We start from the raw sequence: 24,631 nt of genomic DNA, 5'->3' as shown, positions 1-24,631 counted from the left end.
AAATGAAATTTCATAAAATATTGATTGCCAATCGTGGTGAGATTGCTGTGCGCATTATTCGTGCCTGCCGCGAGCTTGGCATCTCGACAGTGGCTGTTTACTCGGAAGCGGACAAAGATTCCTTGCATGTCCGTCTTGCAGACGAGGCCTACTGTATCGGACCAACACTGTCTAAGGACAGTTATCTTAACTTTACTAACCTGATGAGTGTAGCTACTTTGACGGAATGTGATGCCATCCACCCTGGATACGGCTTTTTGGCCGAAAATGCCGATTTTGCGGAAATCTGTGATTCCTGCAACATTACATTCATTGGTCCTTCACCGGAAGCTATTACCAAGATGGGTGACAAGGCTGTAGCGAAACAGACGATGAAGGATGCAGGTGTGCCTGTTATCCCTGGATCGGACGGCCTTGTAGAAACAACCGAAGAAGCGATTATGATTGGACGTGATATCGGATATCCTGTCATTATCAAAGCTACCGCCGGCGGTGGGGGTAAAGGAATTCGGATCGCTGAAGACGAAGAGCAACTGGTAAAACAAATCACGGCTGCACAACAGGAAGCTCAGAAGGCATTCGGGAACGCCGGTGTCTATCTGGAGAAATTCCTGACAGGCATGAAACACGTTGAAATTCAGATCATGGCTGACAAGCATGGCAATGCCGTGCATCTTGGTGAGCGTGATTGTTCGGTTCAGCGCCGTCGTCAGAAGCTTGTTGAGGAAGCTCCTTGCCCTGTGATCAACGAGGAAGTTCGTAATCTCATGGGAGAAGCTGCTGTGCGTGCTGCACTTGCGGTTAATTATTCGGGAGCCGGTACACTGGAATTTCTGCTTAGTCCGAATGGTGAGTTCTACTTTATGGAAATGAATACTCGTATTCAGGTTGAACATCCAGTTACTGAAATGGTAACAGGTGTTGATCTGATCCGTGAAATGATCTCTGTTGCCGAAGGTAATCCGCTCTCTTTCCGTCAGGAAGATGTGGTTATTAACGGATGGTCGATTGAGTGCCGGATCAACGCTGAAGATCCTGACCGCAACTTTATGCCTGCACCAGGCAAGATTGGTTTTTACCTTGCACCGGGTGGCCCTGGAGTTCGGGTGGACAGCGCAGCATACCCTGGTTACACGATCTCTCCATTTTATGACTCCATGATTGCAAAATTGATCGTTTGGGGTGCAACTCGCGATGAAGCGATTGCTAAAATGAAGCGTGCTTTGGCAGAATTTGCGATTGAAGGTATCTCGACGACCATTCCTTTCCATCAGAAACTTTTGGAGCATCCAACGTTTATTCGCGGAGATTTTGATATTAAATTTCTTGAGGAAAACGAGATTTAACAGTCATATTGGGCTTGTTTGTCATAATGTAGCCCAAATGATATAGTATGTAATAATAAGAGCGCATGTCTCCTGCATCGGATAAGCCCGCCCGTTAGCGGATGGTTGCAGGAGCTCCGGTAAAGCCGGACCGGAAGGGTTCTGTATGTTATGAAAATGAACCGGCGCCCTGACGGATGGCCGCAAACTTATCTCGCGAAAGGTGTGTTGAACATTTATGAGTACACTACCGACAGAATTTGAACGTACGGATATCGGTGAAATCCAGATCGCACCTGAAGTTATCGAAGTGATTGCTGGACTTGCAACTGTGGAAGTTAAAGGAGTAGCAGGAATGAGCGGTGGATTTGCAGGTGGATTCGCGGAATTGCTCGGCCGTAAAAACCTTTCAAAAGGGGTTAAGGTTGAAGTAGGTCAACGCGAAGCAGCTGTGGACGTTTCCGTTATTATCGAATATGGATACCGTTTGCCACAGGTTGCTACTGAAATCCAACAAAACGTGAAGCGCTCCATTGAAAACATGACAGGATTGAACGTGAATGAAGTGAATGTTCACATTCATGACGTTCAGTTCAAGAGTGCTGAAAAAGTGGAAGAGATCGACCTGAACACGCAACGTGTAAAATAAAAAGACAGATTTCCCCCGGCACTTCTGTCGGGGGTTATCCCGTCTTGGACAGGTCTTCGTTACGGACCTGGGATGGACAAGGTGATTAACGTTAAGCTTTTCAGCAGTTAAGCAATGTGAGTGAGCAAGGGAGGCTGTGCAGTTCGTGGCTAAAATACTGGATCGGCTTCTGTTGTTTATATACAGCATAAGCGTAGGAGCAATATCGGCAGCGGTCATCTTACTGATTAGCGGCGTGCTGCCATACGAATTGAATTACCAGCAGGAACAAAATGTTATTGTTGCGTCAATTGTCGCGGCAGCGATTTTGTTTGTCCTGAGTTTACGTTTTTTCTACATCTCGATTCGCCGCGAGCGTGGCTCGTTACCTTCTGTAGATCAACGTACCGAGTTCGGGGATGTGCAGATTTCGATGGAGACAATTGAAAATCTCTGTTTGAAGGCCACTTCCCGTTTTCGTGGAGTACGTGACGTCAAAGCGCGCATCCGCGTGGTGGAGTCAGGGCTGGAGATTAAGATTCGGGCTGTTGTGGATGGGGAGACACCTATTCCTGCGCTGACTACGGATCTGCAAAAGGCGATACATGATCATGTGCAAGAGATTACAGGAATTCCTGTTTCCTTTGTAACGGTGTATATCGCTAATGTGACCCAGTCGCCTAACTACAAGAGTCGCGTGGAATGAGGTGAGTTTCACTGATGTTGTGGAAAGAGATTTGGGATAGCTACAAGGGACGTATTCTTGGCGTTGCCTTTGGTATTTTATTGGGATTTCTTTATGTATGGATCGGTTTTTGGGATATGTTGTTCTTTGCACTCTTGGTGTTCATTGGTTATACATTTGGCAGACGAAGCGATGCGAAGCTAGGCTCGTTTATTCCCTGGGGGGAGTTGCGACAATGGCTTGGAGATCGCTGGCGTCCGTTCAAATAAACCTATCAGAACCCTGCAATATGTTTCTTCCGAAAATAGAACTTTAGTTTGAGTTGCCCGATTTTCGGAGGAAACGTTTTGCAGGTTTTTTTGTGAAAAGAGATCGCGATATCAGAGAGGAGCCATGGGCATCCTGTATAAGGTGATGAAGTGGTTTCCTTGAATTTTAAAATAAGCATGATGACGCTCGGGATCGAGCGTTGCAGGAGGCAGGACATGAAAAGACGTTTGGCAAGGGAAATTGCAGTACAGAGTCTGTATCAGATGGAAATGAACGAAGTGAGCGCAGCTGAAGCGGTGAACATGCTGATTAATGAAGCGGCTGAGGAGAATGAAACCGAAGTTGAGATCCGTGATGAAGAAAAAATGCGCAGCTACGTTACCGAAATGGTGCAAGGTGCGTGGAGTCACAAGGAAGCGATTGACGGTTTGCTTGTGGATTATTTGAAAGGCTGGCAGCTGAGCCGGTTGTCACGTGTCGACCGCCAAATTTTGCGTTTGTCCACGTATGAGATGGTGTTCCGTGACGACGTTCCAGCCAAAGTTTCGGTCAACGAAGCGATTGAGCTGTCTAAGTATTTTGGCACAGATGAATCAGGCAAGTTCGTCAATGGTGTTCTTGGCCGCATGATTCAGGAAGTGGATAGCATCAAGCAAAAATTGTCCTAAGGCAACATCTTGAGTGGATTAGAGTAGACAAGCCAGCTTTTCTGTAAGGATGTATCTAGATCGTTTTATCTAATATATGTTCATATAAGGGAGAGAGTACAATGACAGCATCTATTATTAACGGTAAAGAAGTATCCCAAGAACTCCGCGCAAACATGACCGCAGAAGTAAAACAACTTAGCGAACAGGGAGTGGTACCGGGTCTGGCTGTTGTGCTTGTGGGGGAAGATCCGGCTTCTCAAGTTTATGTGCGTAATAAGGAAAAAGCATGTCATGACCTCGGCTTTTACTCTGAAGTACATCGGCTGGATGCAAGTACATCGCAAGCGGATTTGCTAGCTCTCGTGGACAAGCTGAACAATCAGAAGTCCATCAATGGTATTCTTGTGCAGCTTCCACTGCCTGGCCACATTGAAGAGAAAGCGGTAATCGATGCGATTGCTGTGGATAAAGACGTAGATGGATTCCACCCAGTGAATGTGGGGAATTTGGTTATCGGTGATGACAGCTTGCTCCCATGTACACCTGCAGGTGTCATTGAATTAATTAAACGCACGGGTCTGGAGATGTCCGGTAAACACGCTGTCGTTATCGGTCGTAGTAACATTGTAGGTAAACCGGTATCCTTGTTGCTGCAACGTGAAAATGCAACCGTAACGATGTGTCATTCCCGTACGGCTAATATGAAAGAAATTACACGTCAAGCGGATATTTTGGTCGTAGCGATCGGTCGTGCTAATTTTGTGGATGCCGATTATGTTAAACCAGGCGCTGTTGTGATCGATGTCGGGATGAATCGTTTGGATAACGGAAAACTCGCAGGGGATGTAGATTTTGAAAGTGTAAAAGAAGTCTCTGGCCCAATTACACCTGTTCCCGGCGGCGTGGGTCCGATGACAATCACCATGCTGATGCAGAACACTCTGATCGCGGCAAAACGCGCTCACGGATTGGCCTAGGTAACTGTCCGTGGCAGAGCAGAAAATTTATTCTATTAAAGACCTGAACCGATATATCCGGATGAAACTGGAATCGGATCAGGTTCTGTCGGACGTCTGGCTGCGCGGGGAGATATCCAATTTCACGCATCACTCCAGCGGCCACATGTATTTTACGTTGAAGGACAAGGACAGTCGGATCAAATCCATCATGTTTGCATCGCATAATCAGCGTTTACCCTTTGTACCGAAGGAGGGTGCAAGGGTTATTGCGCGTGGTAACGTTTCGGTATATGAACGCGACGGGCAGTATCAATTTTATGCGACACATATGCAGCCAGATGGTATAGGCAGTTTATATCTGGCCTATGAGCAGCTGAAAAAGAAACTGGAGGACGAAGGATTGTTCTCTCCTGCTCGCAAAAGACCCATCCCAAGTTATCCACAAACGATTGGTGTTGTAACATCGCCTACTGGAGCGGCTGTTCGTGACATTATGATCACACTGCAACGAAGATATCCATCGGCTAAAGTTGTATTGTACCCGGTGCTTGTTCAAGGCAAAGGAGCGGCTCCATCCATCGTCAAGGCAATAAACAATTTTAACCATATGGCTGAAGCGGATGTGCTTATTGTAGGACGGGGCGGTGGATCACTCGAAGAACTGTGGGCTTTTAACGAAGAAATTGTAGCTCGAGCCATTGCAGCTTCAACCATTCCAGTGATCTCTGCGGTTGGTCATGAAACGGACTTTACGATTGCAGACTTTGTTTCCGATTTACGTGCTGCGACACCAACAGCGGCAGCGGAACTTGCTGTGCCGAATCGTGCAGAGTTGCTGGAGCAGATTGCACGAAGACAGCGCCAGTTACACAACAGTCTGAAGCAACGTGCCGTATATCATCGTGAACGCCTGACTCGTCTTCAGCGCTCCCCGGTGCTGGTGCATCCGCGCAGAACGTTGATGCAGCATACAGAACGTCTGGATATGTTACATCAACGCTTGCAACGAAGTGTGGATACACGGATGAAATGGACGGGAGAAAAGCAAGAACGGTTACGGACAGCTTTACAGCGGTTTAATCCTCGGGAACAAGTGAATACAGCACGCCGGGACAATGCAGCTGCTCGCAAGCAACTTGAACTTGCGATGAGATCAATTACACGTAGCAAGCAACAACAGTGGAAGTCACTGGTAAGGCATCTCGATGCACTCAGTCCGCTGAAGGTGATGTCACGTGGTTATAGTCTAGTCTACGATGAGCAGGAACAGCGATTGATTAAATCCATAAACGATGTACAGCCGGGCGACTCGGTGAAGATCAAATTAGCGGACGGACAGCTGGACTGTCAGGTCTGGGGAATGAAGGAGGACAATAACATCCATGGCGAATGAACCGGAACTGAATTTTGAAGAGGCAATGGCGGCATTAGAAGACATCGTAGGTCAGCTGGAGCATGGGGATGTTCCTCTGGAGCAAGCGATTGATTTGTTTCAGCGCGGAATGAAGCTTTCCCAGTTATGCGGGTTGAAGCTGGAACAAGTGGAACGTAAGATCGAGATGATCGTAGAAGAAGATGGGGAGCTTCGCAAGAAGCCTTTTGGTACGGCTGACGAGGAGAGCGGTGAGATGAATGAGTAACCGTCTTTCATTTGAAGCTTATCTTCAGGAAGTTACTGGAGATGTTACGGAAGCGCTGAAACATACCCTTCCCGAGCATTGGGATGTGCCTCGTTCGCTCACCGATTCGATGCAGTACTCATTAATGGCTGGTGGTAAACGCCTTCGTCCACTTCTGGTCGTTGCTGCGGCGGAAGCCTTCGGCGCGGAGCGTACAGCCGCGATGCCGGTAGCCTGCGCCGTGGAGATGGTTCATACATATTCGTTGATCCACGACGACTTGCCTGCGATGGATAATGATGATTATCGTAGGGGAAAATTAACGAATCACAAAGTATATGGAGAAGCGACAGCCATTCTTGCGGGAGATGCACTGCTGACCCATGCTTTCTATAGCATTGTTCAGGCTGGACGTCAGAGCGGAGTAAATGCTGATGCTTTGTTAGCTATTGTCCAGGATTTAGCTGAACTTGCAGGAGCCAGAGGCATGGTTGGCGGTCAGGTTGCTGATATGGAAGGCGAGCAAGGCTTGACAGACTTGTCTCAGCTTCAATATATTCATCTGCATAAAACAGGTGATTTGATTGTCTTCTCCCTCCTTGCAGGTGCTCGCATCGGAGGAGCTACAGAAGGACAATTGGAGGCACTAAGTGTATTTGGCCGGGATTTAGGACTTGCATTCCAGATTCAGGATGACATTTTGGACCTGACGGGTGACGAGCAGAAGATGGGGAAAAAAACGCAAAGTGACGTGAATCAGCAGAAGGTAACTTATCCGTACTTCATCGGAATGGAAGCTTCCGTTGCAGAAGTGAAGTCCCTCACACAATCCGCTAAAGATGCACTTGAACGAGCGCAATTGCCGGATGCTTCAAGGTTAATGGAGATTGCCGATTATCTGATGAGTCGTGACCATTAACATTTAACGTAGCTGGCTGATTCAATGTGAAATGAACAGTGTAATGATAGTAATGGTCTCTTTATGCCAATAAACAAAACAAAAGCTTTTTTCATGAAAGGAGAATACATAATTATAGAGCTTCGGATATGAATCGTAAGCGAACGACTCTTGATCGGCTCTGAAGCAGGCTGTAAATTATGATTCTTGTTCGTTTATGGTATAATGATTCAATGTTATTCAATCCATTACAATCAATAAATGATATACATTTAATGAACAACAACATTCTAGGAAAGCGGGGAGATTCTCGTGCTGCTTCCACAAATTAAACAACCCAGTGATCTAAAGGTGATGTCCCAGGATGATCTTGTCCTTTTGTCGGCAGAGATCCGCCAGTTTCTGATTGAGAAGCTATCTGCTACAGGTGGGCATCTTGCACCGAACTTAGGAGTGGTTGAGCTCACCGTGGCCCTGCACTACTGCTACAACAGTCCGACGGATAAAATGATTTTTGATGTGGGGCACCAGGCTTATGTGCATAAAGTTTTGACGGGCCGGATGGATCGCTTTGATACGCTGCGCCAACAGAACGGATTATGCGGATTTGTCAAACGGAACGAAAGTGAACATGACGTATGGGAAGCCGGGCACAGTAGCACTTCATTGTCTGCTGCTATGGGTATGGCTATGGCTCGTGATCTGAAAGGTGAGGATAACCAGGTTATCGCCATCATTGGAGACGGAGCGCTTACAGGCGGTATGGCGTTTGAAGCACTGAACCATATCGGACATGAACAGCGTAAGCTGATGGTTATTCTTAACGATAATGAGATGTCCATCGCACCCAATGTGGGAGCTATGCATAAATACTTGAGCAAAATTCGTTCAGATCGTCATTACTTGAAAGCTAAAGATGATGTGGAAGGTATTCTCAAAAAAATTCCGGCCATTGGTGATCGTCTGGCGAAATCGGCGAGCTGGATTAAGGATAGTGTCAAATATATGATGGTTCCCGGTGTTCTTTTTGAAGAACTGGGTTTCACGTATTTGGGCCCGATTGACGGGCATGACATCCCGCAACTGATTGAGGCTTTCAAACAGGCTGACAATGTGGATGGTCCTGTAATGGTTCATGTGCTTACTACCAAAGGCAAAGGTTATCAGCCTGCCGAGGCGGATTCGCATAAGTGGCACGGAATTTCGCCATATAAAATTGAATCAGGTCAAGTGCTCAAAGCAGTTGGAAAACCGATGTACACCGAAGTATTCGGTCAGACGCTCATTGAACTGGCGAAAGAGGATAAACGTATCGTTGCGGTTACACCTGCGATGCCTACAGGTTCAGGTCTGATTCCATTCAGCAAAGAGTTCCCGGATCGCATGATTGATGTGGGGATTGCGGAACAGCATGCAGCTACGATGTGTGCGGCACTCGCTATGGAAGGGCTAAAACCGGTTTATGCGGTATACTCCACGTTCATGCAACGTGCATATGATCAGATCGTTCACGACATCTGTCGTCACAATGCAAATGTTATATTTGCCATTGACCGTGCTGGATTTGTTGGACCTGACGGTGAGACACATCAGGGCGTATACGATGTTGCGTTTATGCGTCACATTCCGAATATTGTACTTATGATGCCAAAAGATGAGAATGAACTGCGCCATATGATGAAAACGGCGCTGGATTATAACGAAGGTCCGATTGCGTATCGTTACCCGCGTAACAATGTGGTTGGCGTACCAATGGACGATGTCTTAGTTCCGATTCCAATTGGATCATGGGAACAGCTACGTCCAGCTGAAGGATACGCAATTATCGCTTCGGGTTCCATGGTTCAGCTGGCTGAAGAAGTTGCAGATACGGTGAAACGGGAAGGGATAAATACTGGAGTTATCAATGCTCGTTTCCTCAAACCATTGGATGAACAGATGCTTCGTGATCTGGCTGTCCGTGGGACAAAGCTGATTGTGCTTGAAGAAACCTCACAGGCAGGCAGCATGGGAAGTGCGGTGTTGGAATTCTATGCTGAACAAGGTATACATGATGTTCATGTGCACCTGATGGGCATTCCTGACCGATTTATCGAACATGGCAGCATCAAGGAACAACGTGAAGAGGTTGGTCTCACGGTGGAGAATGTAAGTGCCGAATTGCGTAAAATGGCTGTTCAATCTTCATACGGAATGTCCAAAACACGTTTTCCTTCCTAACATTAGAATGATTAGCGGATAGGAGAAAGACATGTCACTCCCGAAAGAAAGAATCGATGTGCTGCTGGTGGAACAGGGCTACTACGAAAGCCGTGAGAAGGCAAAGGCTGCGATAATGGCCGGACTTGTGTATGCCAATAACGAACCGATTGAAAAAGCAGGCATGAAAATTCCAAGGGATGCTCAGCTGAAGGTAAAAGGTTCAGTGCATCCTTATGTAGGCAGAGGTGGACTAAAGCTTGAAAAAGCGATTCGTCATTTCAACCTGAATATGAATGATCTTGTCATGTTGGATATTGGTTCATCCACTGGTGGTTTTACGGATTGTGCCCTTCAACATGGTGCATCCCATGTATACGCCATTGATGTAGGGTATAATCAACTGGATTGGTCACTGCGTAATGATGAGCGGGTCACCGTGATGGAACGTACGAATTTCCGTTATGTCACGCCTGAAGATCTGAGTGGACCTGTGCCAAACTTTGCAAGCATTGACGTATCCTTTATCTCCTTGCGAATTATACTTCCGCCGCTTCTGGCTCTGTTGCAACGGCCTGCGGATATTGTGGCTCTGATTAAACCGCAGTTTGAGGCGGGACGAGATAAAGTGGGTAAATCCGGTGTTGTCCGAGACCCGAAGGTGCACAAGGATGTATTGCAGACCATGCTTCATTTTGCCAGTCAACTTGGATTAAACCTGAAAGGCCTTACCTTCTCACCGATTACGGGTGGGGAGGGAAATATCGAATTTCTCGCACACTGGCGTCTGGAAGCATCAGAGGCCGCACAACCAGAGAACGACGAGGCTTCACTTGACGGACTTGCAGAGCAGGTCGCCAAGGAAGCCGCTCATACTTTTACGGGAAACTCATCATAGGATGGGTTTCTTTTCGCTGGAAAGATATTTTGGGACAAAGGAAAACGGGTGTTCGATCTCGAATATATCACTTGAGGTGAGCGGTAATGGAGGGTCAATATGACACAATCGTTATTGGTGTGTTTGCTGTCTGTTTAATCGTATGGTTGTTTCTCGGACTGCGTAGCTGGCTGAATCGTCCGATTCCGGTAAGCTTGGCCGAGTTGAGACTTAATGAAAACATTCAAGATTCTCCTGCCCTGACTTTACTTGAGGCAAACGGATACGACGTGATTGGCGGGAAAATGAAAGTACCTCTAGCCTTTGAGGCCGATAATACCGTTCTATACAGCAGGTTGTTTATTGATTATGTTGCTGAGCGGCAGGATGCCCGGTATCTGGTCAAAACTTCCCGTCGCAGGCAACCTCTTGAACGAAGCGGACCTGCTATAAGGGATCGCTTTCTTCCCTATTTATTATTGTACCCTGGATGTGAAGGATTGCTTTATGTAGATACGGATGATTCCGATATAATGGTAATCAGGCTTATGGATTATCAAGAAGACGTGTATGATGGAGAGGATTTGGATTAATATATAATAAGTTTGAAGTATGGCATGATACAGCATTGCAGTAAAGATCAATACTGCATCTTTGCAATACATTTTAATTGGAGGCATGTATGAAAGGACAACGACATATCAAGATTCGTGAAATTATTAGTCAAAATGAGATAGAGACCCAAGATGATCTGGTTGAAGCATTGCGTCAAGCAGGTTTTCAGGTGACACAGGCAACGGTATCGCGGGATATTAAAGAGCTTCTTTTAATCAAAATTCCAATGGATGATGGACGATATAAATATTCGTTGCCAACCGATCAGCGCTACAATCCGATTCAAAAGCTCAAGCGCGCGCTTGTGGATAATTTCCTGCACATTGATCACACCAACAATCTTGTGGTGATGAAATGTTTGCCGGGAACAGCGAACTCCATTGCGGCATTGCTTGACAATATTGAGTGGACTGAAGTGATGGGTACGATCTGTGGAGACGATACGATCCTTATTATTTGCCGTACAGAAGACAACAGCGTCACTGTCATTGAGCGCATCATGGGATATATTGCTTAAATCAGCCGGAGGTGTTTTTGCAGATGTTAGTTACATTATCAATTCGCAATCTCGCCGTGGTGGAAGAAGTCGATGTGGTCTTTCATCCGGGGTTTCATGTATTGTCTGGGGAAACCGGTGCAGGTAAATCCATTATCATCGATGCTCTCGGCTTGATCGCGGGAGGGCGTAGTTCAGCAGATCTGATTCGGTACGGATGTGACAAAGCTGAGATGGAAGCGCTGTTTGAGATGGAACCCAGTCATCCGGTGTGGAGTACGCTGGAGCAACTCGGTATTCATTGTGAGCCGGAGGAACATCTGGTGATTCGGCGTGAACTGAACACACAGGGTAAAAGTACATCACGGATTAACGGACAGCTTGTGAATTTGACAATGCTACGCGAAGTGGGCGAGAAGCTGATCAACATTCACGGTCAACATGAGCATCAGAGCCTGCTTCGTGCAGAAAGTCATCTCGGGTTGCTGGATACGTATGGCTCCGATATAATCGGCCCCGTCAAAGCAAAGTATCAGGAGCGATACAGCAAATTTATTGCAGCAGAGAAGGAATTGCGAGCGCTACAAGAGTCAAGCCAGCGGGCTTACCAACTGCTTGATATGTACCGTTTTCAACTGGAAGAAATTGCTGCGGCCAGCCTTACCCAAGGGGAAGATGAATTACTTGGCGAAGAACGGGTCAAACTATCCCATAGCGAGAAAATGATGGACAGTGTTTCGGGTGCATACGAGTTACTTAGTGGACAACGTGGATTAGAAGCGATAAGCATTGCGTTATCTCAAATTGAGGATATCTCTGGATATGACAGCAAAAGGTTGCAACCGATTGTAGAGCAATTGCAGTCTGCTTTTTATCAATTGGAAGACGTCACCTTTCAACTGCGGGATTACCGGGAACGAATCGAATTTAATCCCGGCAGACTGGAAGAGGTGGAGCAACGATTAAATCTGATCTCTGGACTAAGACGCAAATATGGAGATAGTGTAGAACTCATTTTGAATTATTATGAACAGATCAGTCATGAGACTGACCAGCTAGAGAACAAAGATGAGCGTTTGGAAAAGCTTCGTACTGAGCGTGACAAACTGCTTGTGCTTGTGATGGAATCGGCTGAGGAGCTAAGCAAAGTACGTAAACAATGTGCGGAGGAACTGGCTGCTCAGGTAGAAAGTGAGCTCAAGGATCTGCAGATGGAACGAACGTCACTGCGTGTTCAGATCGTGCCTGCCGAAGATCCAAAGGGAATTGAATGGAATGGACGTCGAATCAGGTTCAGTCGCCAAGGTGCCGACAATGCGGAATTTCTGATTTCTCCGAACCCGGGTGAGCCTCTTCGGCCATTAGGCAAAATCGCTTCAGGCGGAGAATTATCCAGAATCATGCTGGCGATGAAGAGCATCTTTGCTCGTCATGACCGCATTCCGGTATTGATTTTTGACGAAGTGGATACCGGCGTTAGCGGCCGGGCAGCACAGTCCATTGCGGAGAAGCTTCATCGTCTGTCTTCGACGTGCCAAGTATTCTCCATTACACACTTGCCACAAGTAGCTTGTATGGCGGATCATCAGTATTTGATCGAGAAACATGTTTACGACGGTCGCACGATGACTCAAGTGGAATCGCTATCCGAGGAAGGCCGAGTGAAGGAATTGGCGCGTATGCTCGGTGGTGTGGAAATTACAGAAAAAACACTGCATCATGCACAGGAAATGCTGAATCTGGCGGAAGCCAGAAAAGGGTGAAACGGACGGCTGGCGTAATGTTTGACAGTAATAAAAGTCTGGGGGCGGGGTTATCTTATAGGTACGCAATTGGCGACCACCTTTCGTCAAGCGAAAGAAGCAAAGGGAGTGTGACAGCCATTGAATTCCCCCCTCAGGAAAAAATTGCTAGGTCTTTTATTTGCCTTCTTTCTATGTGTACTTAGCCAGGTTGTACAGCCGATGCAGAGTTATGCTTCTCTGCCTGATGAAGTGCAGGTCTTTGCAGGCAGGCAGGCAGACGTCAGGCTGGCAGTGCCAGCCGCTTCAAGCGCTGTCGTAGATCGGCCTGATATCGTGGGACTGGATCATCAGTCTGCGCTCAAGGTTACTCGTCAGGAACCTTTACATCTTCATCCTCAGCAGACGGGACATGCTAAACTAACCTTGAAGCTATGGGGGAAAATTCCCGTTAAAACGGTTAATGTAAACGTAATTCCTGATCTGCGTGTTGTTCCAGGGGGTCAAACGATTGGTGTCAAAGTTAAATCTGCAGGTATCCTGGTTGTTGGGCATCATCTCGTTCGTTCTAATCCGGATGAACAAAAATCACCAGGTGAAGCGGCCGGGATCAAATTAGGTGACTTGATTACCCATATGGATGGCAAACGTCTGGATGGTGTATCGGGTGTATCCGAGGCCGTAGAACTTGCTGGTAAACGTAATCAAAGTATTGATGTTGTACTAAAACGGGGGAATGAAACCATTAAAACCAAGTTAACCCCGGCGTATGATGCAGAAGATAAAGCATGGAGACTGGGATTGTACATTCGAGACTCGGCAGCGGGTGTAGGTACGCTTACCTTCTATGCACCTGACCAAGGCGTATATGGGGCGTTAGGTCATGTCATTACGGACATGAACACTCAAACCTCCATCGTTGTAGGCAGTGGACAAATCGTACAGTCTAATGTTACGTCTATCTCAAAAAGTGAAACTGGAGATCCTGGTGAAAAAAGAGCCCATTTTCTTAAAGAAAGCAAAATTTTAGGAAACATTGAGCGTAATACGGCTTTTGGTATCTTCGGTAAGATGTCCCAGAATCCGGAACATAGCTTGTATTCACAAGGAATTCCTGTCGCTTTTTCACATGAAGTGAAGGAGGGGCCAGCCGAAATTCTGACTGTGGTGGATGGGCAACAGGTTGAACGATTCAGCATCGATATTGTGCATGTTGCCGATCAATCGGAACCAGCGACAAAAGGATTGGTATTGCGTATTACCGACCCTAAACTGATTGATAAGACAGGCGGCATCGTACAAGGAATGAGTGGTAGCCCGATCGTTCAAGATGGCAAGCTTATTGGCGCAGTGACTCATGTCTTTGTGAATGATCCGAAATCCGGTTATGGATGCTTCATTGAATGGATGCTCCAAGATGCTGGTGTGATGATGAAAAAAGGTCAAGCGAAAAACCTTAAGGCTGGTTAAACAGCTTTAAGGTTTTTTTGTCGAAAGTAAACATATTATATCGTATGCTGAAATAAAATATTTATTATAAAGGATCAAGAAAAAAAAATAAAGAAAAATAATTTTCGACAGAAGGAATTTCACTTGGCGTGTCGAAAATTTAACGTGTAAGGAAATGTACGAAATTGTAAAATACGAGGTTTTAAATAAAAGGAGGATACCGTTTTGCAAAAAATTGAGGTATTGCTGGCCGATGATAACCGTGAATTTACAAATTTGCTCGCCGAATATATATCCGAACAGGAAGATATGGAAGTAACCGGTATTGCATACAACGGTGAGGAAGTACTGCAATTGCTGGAACAAACTCGGGATGTACCGGATGTATTAATTCTGGATATTATCATGCCTCATCTGGATGGACTCGGAGTGTTGGAACGTCTGCGCGGGTTGAACCTGTCTCCGCAGCCCAAAGTAATCATGCTCACTGCATTCGGCCAGGAAAACATCACACAGCGTGCTGTGCAACTCGGAGCTTCCTATTACATCCTCAAGCCATTTGACATGGAAGTACTGGCGAATCGGGTGCGTCAGCTTGTCGGCACACAAACAACAATGCCTACAAGCAACGGTTCTTCTTCCTCCATGTATATCAATAAATCGAATGTTGTACCGATGGGCAAACACAAAAATCTGGATGCCAGTATCACGTCAATCATACATGAAATCGGAGTTCCTGCGCATATTAAAGGATATCAGTACTTGCGGGAAGCCATCACGATGGTATACAACAATATCGAAATTCTGGGTGCCATCACCAAAACATTGTACCCAGCGATCGCCGAAAAATTCAAAACGACGCCATCCCGCGTCGAACGTGCCATCCGTCATGCGATTGAAGTGGCATGGACACGCGGCAACATCGACAGCATCAGTCACCTGTTTGGTTACACGATCAACATCAGCAAGTCGAAACCGACGAATAGCGAATTCATCGCGATGGTTGCTGACAAGCTGAGAATTGAGCATAAGGTGAGCTGAAAGGATGAGCTGTAAGATTTTGAGGGTATTAAGGACTATTAGAGTTTAGTTGCGGCTATAAAAAATAAGGACGTTTTGAGCCGATAATATCGAATAAATAAGACAACAAAAACCACTTGTTTATGGGATTTCTACAATCACATAAACAAGTGGTATTTCTTATCGACAAATTTATGCTTCATATCAGTTCGAAAAATCTTTTCCGCAAGACATCGGCTTCCTTTGTTTGGCGTATGATTTACGAAATCTGGAGAAGGTCAAGCCAAAACAAGTCTATGCTTATTTCAAAAAAAAGAGAAAATCCTCAACGTAAATTAAATAAAACTGACACCGTAAGATTAACGACGTCAGTTCTAGACATAAATGTTTTACAATGTTTTGAATTGAGATATTAAAATCAGAATTCAATGAGATGTTCTTTTCTTTTTATCCTTGTATCCATGATGTAACAGCAATGGATGATGGCTTTGGTTCAAGATATGTTGCTCCACCCAAAAGCGTATCACCGAAGAGCCCTTTTTGATAAACTTGACCATACGTTGATTTATAAATTGGATAGCCAACTCCTATACCTGTTTTACCTCCGGGGACATTCATAGGAACCATTACGGATGTGGATACGCCAATTTGTTCATTAAGGCTACGACCAAACTCAGCCGCAACAAACTCTTTAACTCCGAGGCTGACAGAAGTTTGTACCTCTACTGATACACTTTCGTTTGCAGCTATCGAAATTTCTACACCATTGCATGACTGAGTTTTCGGTTTATTGCAAAAGTATTTACCTCTTGCAATTTCAGTCCAACCATCAACACTTTGGGTTGGACTTTTTACAAGTTTGAAACCCCAAATGTTCAGTGGACTAATAGAGTCATCTTGCTCTTTTACAAAATCTCGAGGGTTATCAGATTCATTGTTTACTATTTGAATCGAAACCAACTTTGCGCTTTCGGAAGGCTTTTCAAGTCCGTATTTCTCAATAAGTTCTTCCTGATTATTTTCTGTAGCGTAAACAGTGGTGTTTTCTTTAATTGGTTCCCCATTTAGGTAAACATAGCCAGAATTTTTACCCGAATTTATGGGGATCAACTCTTTTTCGGAAGCACTAGCGAGACTGTAAAAAGTAGCAGATAAAGCCAAGACTGAAGCGAGGACCAGAGATAATTTCTTCTTCAATTTTTTTGTCCTCCTTTTAATATTATGTACTAATAATATCCAATTGGAATGGTGTATTCAACATATATTTGTAAATATAATCAATCTTTTGGAAGTGATAAGAGTCAACCTATTAAGTTTTATTGGAAAAGGATTTTTTTACATGATTATATTGATTACTGTTAAGTTATTACGAGAGCATCAGCAAGTCGAAACCGACGAACTCCGAGTTCATCGCGATGGTCGCTGACAAGCTGAGAATTGAGCATAAGGTGAGCTGAAAGGATTTGGAGTAAAAAAATGTACACCTCTTCGTTTAATCGCTTCCAGGCGAGTATCGAAGGGGTGTGTTTTATTTTGGACACGGAATGTGCTGTATTGTCACTCAGCATATTGAACAACACGAAAATGTGGAAATGTGACTTTTTACCTAAAAAGTTTACAGATTTAAGCAGAGGATTGGTGTTTTTTCGAAAAAATTTACCTGAAGTTAACGCTTTTTTAGGTAAAAAGTGGTACGATGTGACCACGGATAGATCAAAAGTGACATGGTTGATGATATGGCGAGGGGTTGATTTATGTGTTTACTCAAATAGGTGAAATTGCTGAACCCATTCCAGTCGTACTTCCAGAAACCAAGTGTGATGCCTTATATCAACTGTTTAAGTCAAATCCCAGTCTGGAAGGTGTAGCGGTTACAGGGAAAAAAGGCATTTCATTGATGATGCGAACACGATTTTTCCAACAGATCGGCTCACAATACGGCTATAATCTCTACATGGGGCGCCCTGTAAAGCTACTTATGAATGTAAACGCACTGGTCGTGGATTATTCGGAACAGATTACGGATGTCAGTATCGCAGCGATGAAGCGTGAGGAAGCAGATCTGTATGATCTGGTTCTGGTAACATCTGGAGATCGATTCCACGGGGCGGTGAGCATTCGGCGATTATTGCTAGAGGTTGCGGATGTTCGAGCGGAAATGGCGATTTTTATGAATCCGTTAACAGGGCTTCCTGGCAATCGAATTATAGATGATCGATTAGTTCAAATACTTAAACAGGATCAGTTCAGTGTTCTTTATATTGATCTGGATCAGTTCAAATCGTATAACGACAGTTATGGTTTTAAAATGGGGGACGAGCTTATCCAAGCAACGGCCACTTTACTCCGTGAGCATTTTGGGGTAGCAGAGGCTTTTCTAGGCCATATTGGCGGGGATGATTTTATTGCCATTCTAAACCACCATCAATACAAACAGGTCTGTGAAGAGGTTATTGTCCAGTTTGAGGAGATCAAAAAAAGTTTCTACAACGAACAGGACTGGAACAATCAATATGTGATGGGTGAGGGACGCTCTGGATTGAATCGACCTATTCCTTTAGTATCGGTATCCATCGCAGTTGTAACCAATCTTTATCAAAAATATGAAAATATGAATCAAATCGTACATGAGGCGACTCGTGTGAAAAAAAGCTGCAAATCCATCAACGGTAGCATCATTTGTGCTAATGACATGGAAGGGGAGGCTGTGCGGAGTTAACTGCGATCGAGCTTAGGTACTACATAAACTAATGTATATCGTTTAGAGAGAAGTTACCATGTTGAAGCTTATGTACGTGAAAGTCAAATGGGCCTGAATGACCAAAAACACCTGAAAGATACAAACCGCCGAGATTTGGAGAATACTTCCCAAAAATAGCGGTTGTCAATTTAGATCGTTATATATGATTCACAGTCACAGATGTTAAGCAATAAGGAGCGTTTGGTGATTTAAAAGGTAATATAAAAATTGCCATGAAATATGTATCGTTTCATTACTGGTCTACATCCGTTTAGGTCTTACCGTAATCTTGCCATTCTTAGATACGAATGTCTACCGATGAATATACCGAAGCAAAAGATGCACTTGCTTTGTTTGGTACAGAGCTGCTTACGAGTCCTTGTTCTGATTTTTCATCATCGGTTGTACTATCTTTCGGCTTAGATACTGCCGATTTTCCACGGTCAACCTCTTGAGATTTTTCTTTGGGCGAAGCTACAGATGAGGGAAGCTGTTCCAAATCGTGACGTCCAGGCTTATGAATTTCGTCTACCAACTCTCCGAGCTTCTGATTTGTTTTACTTATGTGGGACTCTAAATCCTGCACCACTTCTCTTTTTTTCTGAAAAACGGTACGTTCAGCGTTTTCCAGCATTTGCGTTTTGCCAAGATCGCTGTGTGTATCGTTCTCCAGCACAATCCGGTCAAACCGGGTTTCCCCCTCAATCGTATGTATAGAATTTTGCATTTTTTCTCGTAAACCAACTAACTTTCCCAACTGATCGTACGTCTGACTATGCTTAATAAGATGATTCATCGACGGCGTTTGTGGCTGTTCTTCCGGCTTGGATTGTTGTTGCGACGTTTGCTGATTCTGTTTTACTTTGTTTTTCTCTTCAATTTCTTCTGCTTTGATCTGGGCAATACGACTATCAACCTGCCCAATAGAATTGGTTAGAGATTTTATGCGTTCTGCCTTTGTTTTGATATCAAGCTCATCATTAGATTGAACAACATGAATTTGTTCATTCAATTTTACTTTTTGCTGCATCAACCCTTGAATTTCTTTATCTCGATTGGAGGTAGGGCTGGCTGGTGGGGTGAAACTGCTTTTGGTTACAGGTGAAATTGAATTCATTTTACCTTCTCCCTCTTTAGTATGGTCATGGCCTTTTATACATATATCGGTTGATAAGGGAGAGAAATAAAGCTTCTTTCTGAACACAAAAATATTACTTTACGTAAAGTATTGCGAACTTTATCAGGATAATTGATAATGGTTATCAATGAGTGTGTGTGATTTTTAGCGGTTATTGTTTCTGAAGAAACGGGGATTGGAGAGAAATGATGAAATTAAACGAACAGATGCAACATTGGAATTATGCGGCCGTGAAGGTGCTGGATATACGTCGCATTGTCTTAAAGAACGAAATACAACAGGGATCATATACACTGCCTGCTACTTGTTTTGTATATTCGATTCGAGGGTCGGCCGACCTTCAATTGAACGGTCATAAGTATAGAGCAGAACCATTTTATATACTTCATGGAGCCAAAGGATCAATATTGAATATACAGAACCATGAAGATTTCGAATATATTATGTTGTATTACAGAGCATTTCGTGCATTTCCAAATTATCGTAAAAGGTGGTCGCAGGGACAGGCTCCAGGTGCTCCATTATCCTTGCAATATGGATTTACACCGAGTAGTCCATTGAAATTGTTGCGATATCTAGATGAGATGGAGATAGCATGGGCGCAACAATCAAATTTAAACCTGCTTCATACGAAGAGTCTGTTTTACCAATTCATTCATGAACTGATGGTTCAGCTGGCTGCACAAGAGGGTCAAACCGAACTGGTCGATCCTGTGAAACAAACGCTTGAATACATTCATCAACATTATAGGGAACAGGTTACACTTGATTTTTTAGCAGAACGATTCAATTTTAGCTCCCGTCATCTATCGATGCGATTCAAACGAAAGACGGGGTATAGTCCCATCGATTACTTAATACAGACGCGAATTGCCAAGGCTCAGGATTTACTTGCCCACTCTGATGCAAAGCTATGTGATATTGCGGCAGAGGTTGGTTATTCAGATGTGTATTATTTTAGCAGAATTTTCAAGAAACATGTAGGCATGTCTCCGAGCCTGTATCAAAAGAAGATGAGGGGGTTGGGCCGAAAAGAAGATCGTCCATTGCAAGTATCCGAATCGTCCATTGGCTCGGCATTGAAGGCAGGATATATTGATTATGATAATCATTATCGATATATAAACGGAGGGTCTACACCTATGAAAAGAAAAAAATCAAGTTCCAGTCTGATCATGATTGCAATATTAAGTTTAACGATGCTCCTTACGGCTTGTTCTTCGGGTACCGCCAATCAACTCACAACCGGCGAAGGAGCGGGTGCCGGTTCCACTAACAGTAGTTCATCAGTAACATCAGAGACGGGGAGTCAAGTAAACAAAGATAATGAAACACGCACGGTCCCAACCATAAAAGGTGATGTTATTGTTCCAGCTAATCCGAAAAGAGTTGTTGTGCTGTATCTACAAGGTGATGTTGTAGCACTTGGAGTCAAGCCGATTGCTACATCAGATGTATATGACGGGGCAGCTTACAAGAGTGAGCTTGAAGGTGTGAATTCATTAGGTACCTGGTTCGAACCGAACCCTGAAGCGGTCATTGACCTCGATCCAGACCTGATTATTGTTCCGTCGGAAGAAACATATAACACGTTGAAAAATATCGCACCTACCGTGTATATTCCCTACGAGAAAATGACAACGGAAGAACGACTTCACAGCATAGCCAGCATTTTTGGCAAAGAGAAGGAAGCGGAAGTCTTGATTAACAACCTTAACAGCAAAGTGGAAGAGAGTAAAAAAACTCTTGCAGACGCAGGTATATTGGATAAAACCATTTCCATTATTGAAGGCGGACTTAAAGGGATGGTCGTTGTAGAGAGCAAGCAATTCGGACGTGGTTCTCAGGCAATCTATGAGTATTTGGAGATGAAAGCCCCTAAAGTAGTGCAAGACAAAATCGATGTCGTTTCAGACGAAGATGGCTCTACAATTTCAATGGAAGTTCTTCCAGAATATATGGGTGACTATGTGTTTCGCTCTGTGTATGAAGGGGCAGATGTTCTAACAGATAACCCTATATGGAGCAGTATTCCGGCAGTAAAAGAAGGTCGGTTGATCGAAATTGATTTTGATTTCTTTTATTATTCGGACATTTACTCCATCAATAAACAACTTGATTTTGTTGTAGATAAACTTTTGTCTGCTCCGAGAGCAAACTAAATGAAGAGGGATCGTGCACATAAAGTTGCGCAGGAGGCGAAAATGATATAGGCATTGTAATTTGAACCTATTTCCATTAAACTTAAACGATAATGAGAATCAATATCATATAATCGATTACCATAGTCGAGTGGATGGAGGTCCTGTAAAGATGAGTCAAGAATTGGAACTTTATGATGTGACGATTATCGGAGGAGGCCCGGCGGGCATGTACTCTGCTTTTTATAGCGGCATGCGTGATATGAAAACGAAATTAATTGAAGCACGCGACAGATTGGGAGGACGAATGCTGTTTTACCCGGAAAAGATGATCTGGGATGTTGGAGGGGTAACACCGATTCTGTGTGAAGATCTGATTAAACAGCTGGAGCAGCAGGCGCGCACATTTGAGCCGACACTCGTGTTTGAACAACAGATTGAAGGATTTGAACGTAAAGCGGATGGCACCATTCTGCTAACTTCTGCTACAGGTGAGCAACACTGGACACGTACTGTCATTTTGGCAATAGGATACGGGATATACAAAATGGCGAAACTGGAGCTTGAAGGCGCTGACCGCTATGAAGTATCCAATCTACATTATACGGTCCAAGAGCTCGAGCCTTTCCGCGGTAAACGAGTGTTAATTTCGGGCGGGGGAGACTCCGCTGTGGATTGGGCGAATGAGCTAGAGAGCCTGGCTCAGCAGGTAACGGTCGTGCATCGACGCGATCACTTCGGAGGACTGGAACGGAACGTGTCGCGTATGAAAGAATCTTCAGTTGACGTGCGGACACCGTATGCAATTGAGAAGTTACACAGCATAAGTGGTGATATGATCGAACAGGTAACCGTTACACATATGGAAAGCGGAGAGACGGAGATGCTTGAAGTGGATGCGGTGATTGTCAATCATGGCATGAAGAGTGATTTTGGTCCCATTCGTGATTGGGGATTAGAGCTGGGTGAATGGCATGTGAGCACGACCGAAAGATTGCAAACGAACATACCTGGCGTTTTTGCCGCGGGCGATTTCGTCGATTACGGAAGCAAGTTGTATCTGATCGCGGGTACATTTACAGATGCAGCTCTGGCCGTTAACAGCGCGAAGTTATACATGGACCCAGAAGCCGAGAAAGTAGCGTATGTCTCTTCGCACAACAGTCGCTTCAAAGAGAAAAATAAAGCACTTGGCGTTGTAGAGTAGGTTATATTACGTCAAAACAAGATCTGAACTCAAAATAACTTCGGGTATTTCCATTTCCCGGGGTTATTTTTTTGCTTCATGCGGGTATGAAGTAAAGAGAATTGCACAAGATAGAACTGAAGTTGAACAGGCTCCGAATTGAAGATCAGCACTAAAACGTCTATAATCAAAATCTACAACAGGTTTGCGCACGAATCATAGCAGGTTTTCACATCATGCATGCTAGCCTAGAAACTCATAACCGGACTACATTCGACAAGGGTGGAGTACAACAATGAAAAAAAGTTCATCATCCGGACAACAAAATTCGACTTTCATTCAGCGATTGCTTCAACGCGTGAATATAAAACGAGTGAAATGGTCCGAGGTTTATCTTGCCACAGCCGGAGCATTGCATCGTTTATTGGTCGAGGGCCGACGTAAACGTGCCGCTGTAAAAAGGCAACAGCAGGATATGCCTCTCAGTGAATTAAAATCGTTGAAGCTTGAGCCAGGGGACATCGTCTATACGCCAAGCTCGGAATCAACTTATTATGCCGGGCATATGGGCATTATTGGTCTGGACGGAAAGGTGTATCATGTGCATCCTTACGGACCGGTTTTTGCCGATACACTGGACTGGTATCTCACTCGCTTTTATGAAGGAGATCGCTTTATTGTGTTCCGTTCCAAGCTCCATCAGGTGGGTGATCGGGCAGCAGAATGGGTTCAAGAGCATTATAAGCAGGTGAAGTTCTACCGCTTGCAAACGAATCTCCTAAGTGTCGAGCGAAATTATTGTTCCAAATTCATATATCAGGCATATAAGTTTACATCCGGACTGGATCTGTGGGGACGAAAGTTTGCTAAACTGAAACAGGGGTTCATCTATCCTTTTCGCATAGAGCGTTCATCGGATCTCGACGTACTGGGCACATTTTATAAATGAATGATGAATAAAAAACCGATCAGGCCGTTGTTTCTCGGGTGCAGAGAATACAGGTGTCTACGGTTTTTTTTAATATGTACTGAGATTAAAACAGGAAAAACACTCGAAACGTCGAATAAAATATGAGATCGGCACGCACAACTTGGAATCGTATACATAACAGGTGGCGCGATTTTGCAGGCCAAGGAAAAAACGACGACAAGGCAAGCGCATAAGAAAGAGTGAAGCGAATATGGATTGGCTAGGTTTTTTACGAAGGTTTCGGCGGCGGCAAAACGTAGTGAAGCTATCGGACTACACTCCAAAAAAGGAAAGGAGGAACTACTGTTCCATTTGCAGGAAACATGTGAAAAGCGTCGTGTATTATGCCGCTCCTCAGGGAAATGTTACAGGTGTATGCAGTTCTTGTAAGACATTAGCAGATGAGAGAGGTATGTTTCCCATTTAATAAGAAGAAATGCGCTCAGGAAACAATATTTTTTTGATTTATGCGCGTTTTTGTAGTACATTAGCAAATGTATTCGAAGGAGGATTCTAATGTACTCAGGAAGACAAGACGATACTTTATACATCATGACCTACACCTTAAATAGCGGTATCAAGGGTACGGTTCCACTGTCTAATAAGCAGATTGTTGAATGGCTCGATTGTTATAGAAATGAGAGACGCTTCGTAACCGAGATCGGCAAAGAATTTTTTGGGTTAAATGCAGGTTTGGTCGCAGACTTTAAGGTTCAAAATCATTTATCCGATTATCAGCAGACGATCATGCCAACACAGCAGCAGGATAACCTGGAACGTCTGTCCAGTGCTTATAAATCCACCGAGCTATTGATGAAAATTGATTGTAAATGCGGCACGGCCTACGTCACGGAATCTCCTTATAAACGTACCAAATGGTACTGCACGAAATGTAAAGAGATTGTATTCCTGGATGCCAAAAAAGGAATGGTAGAAACGTCACGTGGCGACGCATATTACATGACCAACAAATATTTTGTTTCCCGTGATTAGCGGGAAGTGACTTGGAGAGCATCGCAATCAG

23 protein-coding genes and 1 pseudogene are annotated in these 24,631 nt (G+C 44.5%); 22 read left to right on the top strand and 2 right to left on the bottom strand.

All coding sequences use genetic code 11. The features are described from left to right. Positions 1 to 2 precede the first annotated feature (2 nt). The 16 genes from accC (at position 3) to spo0A (ending at position 15,453) form a co-directional block, all read left to right on the top strand. A complete protein-coding gene (gene accC, locus FS818_RS10985) occupies positions 3 to 1,346 on the top strand; it encodes an acetyl-CoA carboxylase biotin carboxylase subunit (RefSeq protein ID WP_145331823.1) in 1,344 nt (447 codons plus the stop codon). Positions 1,347 to 1,563: 217 nt separating this feature from the next. Beyond that, complete coding sequence (locus tag FS818_RS10980) at positions 1,564 to 1,974, top strand: Asp23/Gls24 family envelope stress response protein (protein ID WP_090922519.1); 411 nt, start codon at positions 1,564 to 1,566, stop codon at positions 1,972 to 1,974. Between the two features lie 145 nt (positions 1,975 to 2,119). Then, positions 2,120 to 2,659 carry an alkaline shock response membrane anchor protein AmaP gene (gene amaP / locus FS818_RS10975; protein ID WP_090922517.1) on the top strand — a complete coding sequence of 180 codons (540 nt, stop codon included), beginning with the start codon at positions 2,120 to 2,122 and terminating at the stop codon, positions 2,657 to 2,659. 14 nt (positions 2,660 to 2,673) lie between these two features. Next, positions 2,674 to 2,907 carry a DUF2273 domain-containing protein gene (locus FS818_RS10970; RefSeq protein WP_145331822.1) on the top strand — a complete coding sequence of 78 codons (234 nt, stop codon included), beginning with the start codon at positions 2,674 to 2,676 and terminating at the stop codon, positions 2,905 to 2,907. 216 nt (positions 2,908 to 3,123) lie between these two features. Continuing rightward, positions 3,124 to 3,576, top strand: coding sequence for a transcription antitermination factor NusB (gene nusB / locus FS818_RS10965; RefSeq protein WP_145331821.1), 453 nt, complete (start codon positions 3,124 to 3,126; stop codon positions 3,574 to 3,576). Between the two features lie 101 nt (positions 3,577 to 3,677). After that, entirely contained in the window at positions 3,678 to 4,535 is an 858-nt protein-coding gene (gene folD / locus FS818_RS10960; protein ID WP_145331820.1) for a bifunctional methylenetetrahydrofolate dehydrogenase/methenyltetrahydrofolate cyclohydrolase FolD, read from the top strand. 10 nt (positions 4,536 to 4,545) lie between these two features. Next, complete coding sequence (gene xseA, locus FS818_RS10955; protein WP_145331819.1) at positions 4,546 to 5,910, top strand: exodeoxyribonuclease VII large subunit; 1,365 nt, start codon at positions 4,546 to 4,548, stop codon at positions 5,908 to 5,910. Next, positions 5,900 to 6,157, top strand: a complete 258-nt coding sequence (gene xseB / locus FS818_RS10950) for an exodeoxyribonuclease VII small subunit (RefSeq protein ID WP_145331818.1) — start codon at positions 5,900 to 5,902, stop codon at positions 6,155 to 6,157. The genes xseA and xseB overlap by 11 nt, the downstream gene beginning before the upstream one ends. After that, positions 6,150 to 7,055, top strand: a complete 906-nt coding sequence (locus tag FS818_RS10945) for a polyprenyl synthetase family protein (RefSeq protein ID WP_145331817.1) — start codon at positions 6,150 to 6,152, stop codon at positions 7,053 to 7,055. The genes xseB and FS818_RS10945 overlap by 8 nt, the downstream gene beginning before the upstream one ends. A 291-nt stretch (positions 7,056 to 7,346) precedes the next feature. Continuing rightward, positions 7,347 to 9,254: a 1-deoxy-D-xylulose-5-phosphate synthase gene (gene dxs / locus FS818_RS10940; RefSeq protein ID WP_145331816.1), complete on the top strand. Its 1,908-nt coding sequence runs from the start codon at positions 7,347 to 7,349 to the stop codon at positions 9,252 to 9,254. Between the two features lie 31 nt (positions 9,255 to 9,285). Further along, the gene (locus FS818_RS10935) at positions 9,286 to 10,131 is read left to right on the top strand and encodes a TlyA family RNA methyltransferase (RefSeq protein ID WP_145331815.1); all 846 of its coding nucleotides are present in this window, start codon (positions 9,286 to 9,288) and stop codon (positions 10,129 to 10,131) included. An 86-nt stretch (positions 10,132 to 10,217) separates the two neighbouring features. After that, positions 10,218 to 10,703 carry a hypothetical protein gene (locus FS818_RS10930; RefSeq protein ID WP_145331814.1) on the top strand — a complete coding sequence of 162 codons (486 nt, stop codon included), beginning with the start codon at positions 10,218 to 10,220 and terminating at the stop codon, positions 10,701 to 10,703. 89 nt (positions 10,704 to 10,792) lie between these two features. Further along, positions 10,793 to 11,242: a transcriptional regulator AhrC/ArgR gene (ahrC, locus tag FS818_RS10925; RefSeq protein WP_090922497.1), complete on the top strand. Its 450-nt coding sequence runs from the start codon at positions 10,793 to 10,795 to the stop codon at positions 11,240 to 11,242. Between the two features lie 23 nt (positions 11,243 to 11,265). Further along, a complete protein-coding gene (recN, locus tag FS818_RS10920) occupies positions 11,266 to 12,984 on the top strand; it encodes a DNA repair protein RecN (protein WP_145331813.1) in 1,719 nt (572 codons plus the stop codon). A 120-nt stretch (positions 12,985 to 13,104) separates the two neighbouring features. Continuing rightward, a complete protein-coding gene (gene spoIVB, locus FS818_RS10915) occupies positions 13,105 to 14,433 on the top strand; it encodes a SpoIVB peptidase (protein WP_145331812.1) in 1,329 nt (442 codons plus the stop codon). A gap of 204 nt (positions 14,434 to 14,637) precedes the next feature. After that, a complete protein-coding gene (gene spo0A / locus FS818_RS10910) occupies positions 14,638 to 15,453 on the top strand; it encodes a sporulation transcription factor Spo0A (protein WP_145331811.1) in 816 nt (271 codons plus the stop codon). Between the two features lie 426 nt (positions 15,454 to 15,879). Here spo0A and FS818_RS10905 read toward each other — a convergent pair whose 3' ends face one another. Then, positions 15,880 to 16,629, bottom strand: coding sequence for a hypothetical protein (locus tag FS818_RS10905; RefSeq protein ID WP_145331810.1), 750 nt, complete (start codon positions 16,627 to 16,629; stop codon positions 15,880 to 15,882). A gap of 173 nt (positions 16,630 to 16,802) precedes the next feature. On the opposite strand from FS818_RS10905, the pseudogene FS818_RS10900 reads away from it, so the two are divergent. After that, positions 16,803 to 16,889 (top strand): annotated as a pseudogene (locus FS818_RS10900) (sporulation transcription factor Spo0A); the annotation flags it as partial. A 299-nt stretch (positions 16,890 to 17,188) separates the two neighbouring features. Then, positions 17,189 to 18,151: a GGDEF domain-containing protein gene (locus FS818_RS10895; RefSeq protein WP_145331809.1), complete on the top strand. Its 963-nt coding sequence runs from the start codon at positions 17,189 to 17,191 to the stop codon at positions 18,149 to 18,151. 319 nt (positions 18,152 to 18,470) lie between these two features. Here the strand turns inward: FS818_RS10895 and FS818_RS10890 are convergent, their stop codons facing one another. After that, positions 18,471 to 19,289 carry a hypothetical protein gene (locus tag FS818_RS10890; protein WP_145331808.1) on the bottom strand — a complete coding sequence of 273 codons (819 nt, stop codon included), beginning with the start codon at positions 19,287 to 19,289 and terminating at the stop codon, positions 18,471 to 18,473. 209 nt (positions 19,290 to 19,498) lie between these two features. Between FS818_RS10890 and FS818_RS10885 the strand changes: the two genes are divergently transcribed. From FS818_RS10885 to FS818_RS10870, 4 genes are all read left to right on the top strand, one after another. Beyond that, complete coding sequence (locus FS818_RS10885; protein WP_145331807.1) at positions 19,499 to 21,472, top strand: helix-turn-helix domain-containing protein; 1,974 nt, start codon at positions 19,499 to 19,501, stop codon at positions 21,470 to 21,472. Positions 21,473 to 21,623: 151 nt separating this feature from the next. Further along, positions 21,624 to 22,658, top strand: coding sequence for an NAD(P)/FAD-dependent oxidoreductase (locus FS818_RS10880; RefSeq protein ID WP_145331806.1), 1,035 nt, complete (start codon positions 21,624 to 21,626; stop codon positions 22,656 to 22,658). Positions 22,659 to 22,932: 274 nt separating this feature from the next. Further along, positions 22,933 to 23,586 carry a hypothetical protein gene (locus FS818_RS10875; protein ID WP_145331805.1) on the top strand — a complete coding sequence of 218 codons (654 nt, stop codon included), beginning with the start codon at positions 22,933 to 22,935 and terminating at the stop codon, positions 23,584 to 23,586. Between the two features lie 537 nt (positions 23,587 to 24,123). After that, positions 24,124 to 24,600: a hypothetical protein gene (locus tag FS818_RS10870; protein ID WP_090922478.1), complete on the top strand. Its 477-nt coding sequence runs from the start codon at positions 24,124 to 24,126 to the stop codon at positions 24,598 to 24,600. Positions 24,601 to 24,631: the final 31 nt, after the last annotated feature.

The sequence above is a fragment of the Paenibacillus xylanexedens genome, assembly GCF_007680605.1.
Taxonomy (GTDB): Bacteria; Bacillota; Bacilli; order Paenibacillales; family Paenibacillaceae; genus Paenibacillus; species Paenibacillus xylanexedens_B.
The sequence above is the reverse complement of the archived record's forward strand: the minus strand, read 5'-3'. Positions and strand labels throughout refer to the sequence as shown.

Bases quoted from the DNA above. Each gene is read 5' to 3' on its own strand.
- FS818_RS10880 (WP_145331806.1), top strand. From the start codon at position 21,624: ATGAGTCAAGAATTGGAACTTTATGATGTGACGATTATCGGAGGAGGC.
- FS818_RS10945 (WP_145331817.1), top strand. From the start codon at position 6,150: ATGAGTAACCGTCTTTCATTTGAAGCTTATCTTCAGGAAGTTACTGGA.
- FS818_RS10890 (WP_145331808.1), bottom strand. From the start codon at position 19,289: ATGAATTCAATTTCACCTGTAACCAAAAGCAGTTTCACCCCACCAGCC.
- FS818_RS10970 (WP_145331822.1), top strand. From the start codon at position 2,674: ATGTTGTGGAAAGAGATTTGGGATAGCTACAAGGGACGTATTCTTGGC.
- FS818_RS10980 (WP_090922519.1), top strand. From the start codon at position 1,564: ATGAGTACACTACCGACAGAATTTGAACGTACGGATATCGGTGAAATC.
- xseB (WP_145331818.1), top strand. From the start codon at position 5,900: ATGGCGAATGAACCGGAACTGAATTTTGAAGAGGCAATGGCGGCATTA.
- ahrC (WP_090922497.1), top strand. From the start codon at position 10,793: ATGAAAGGACAACGACATATCAAGATTCGTGAAATTATTAGTCAAAAT.
- FS818_RS10935 (WP_145331815.1), top strand. From the start codon at position 9,286: ATGTCACTCCCGAAAGAAAGAATCGATGTGCTGCTGGTGGAACAGGGC.
- FS818_RS10885 (WP_145331807.1), top strand. From the start codon at position 19,499: ATGAAATTAAACGAACAGATGCAACATTGGAATTATGCGGCCGTGAAG.
- recN (WP_145331813.1), top strand. From the start codon at position 11,266: ATGTTAGTTACATTATCAATTCGCAATCTCGCCGTGGTGGAAGAAGTC.
- folD (WP_145331820.1), top strand. From the start codon at position 3,678: ATGACAGCATCTATTATTAACGGTAAAGAAGTATCCCAAGAACTCCGC.
- FS818_RS10875 (WP_145331805.1), top strand. From the start codon at position 22,933: ATGAAAAAAAGTTCATCATCCGGACAACAAAATTCGACTTTCATTCAG.
- accC (WP_145331823.1), top strand. From the start codon at position 3: ATGAAATTTCATAAAATATTGATTGCCAATCGTGGTGAGATTGCTGTG.
- nusB (WP_145331821.1), top strand. From the start codon at position 3,124: ATGAAAAGACGTTTGGCAAGGGAAATTGCAGTACAGAGTCTGTATCAG.
- FS818_RS10870 (WP_090922478.1), top strand. From the start codon at position 24,124: ATGTACTCAGGAAGACAAGACGATACTTTATACATCATGACCTACACC.
- FS818_RS10930 (WP_145331814.1), top strand. From the start codon at position 10,218: ATGGAGGGTCAATATGACACAATCGTTATTGGTGTGTTTGCTGTCTGT.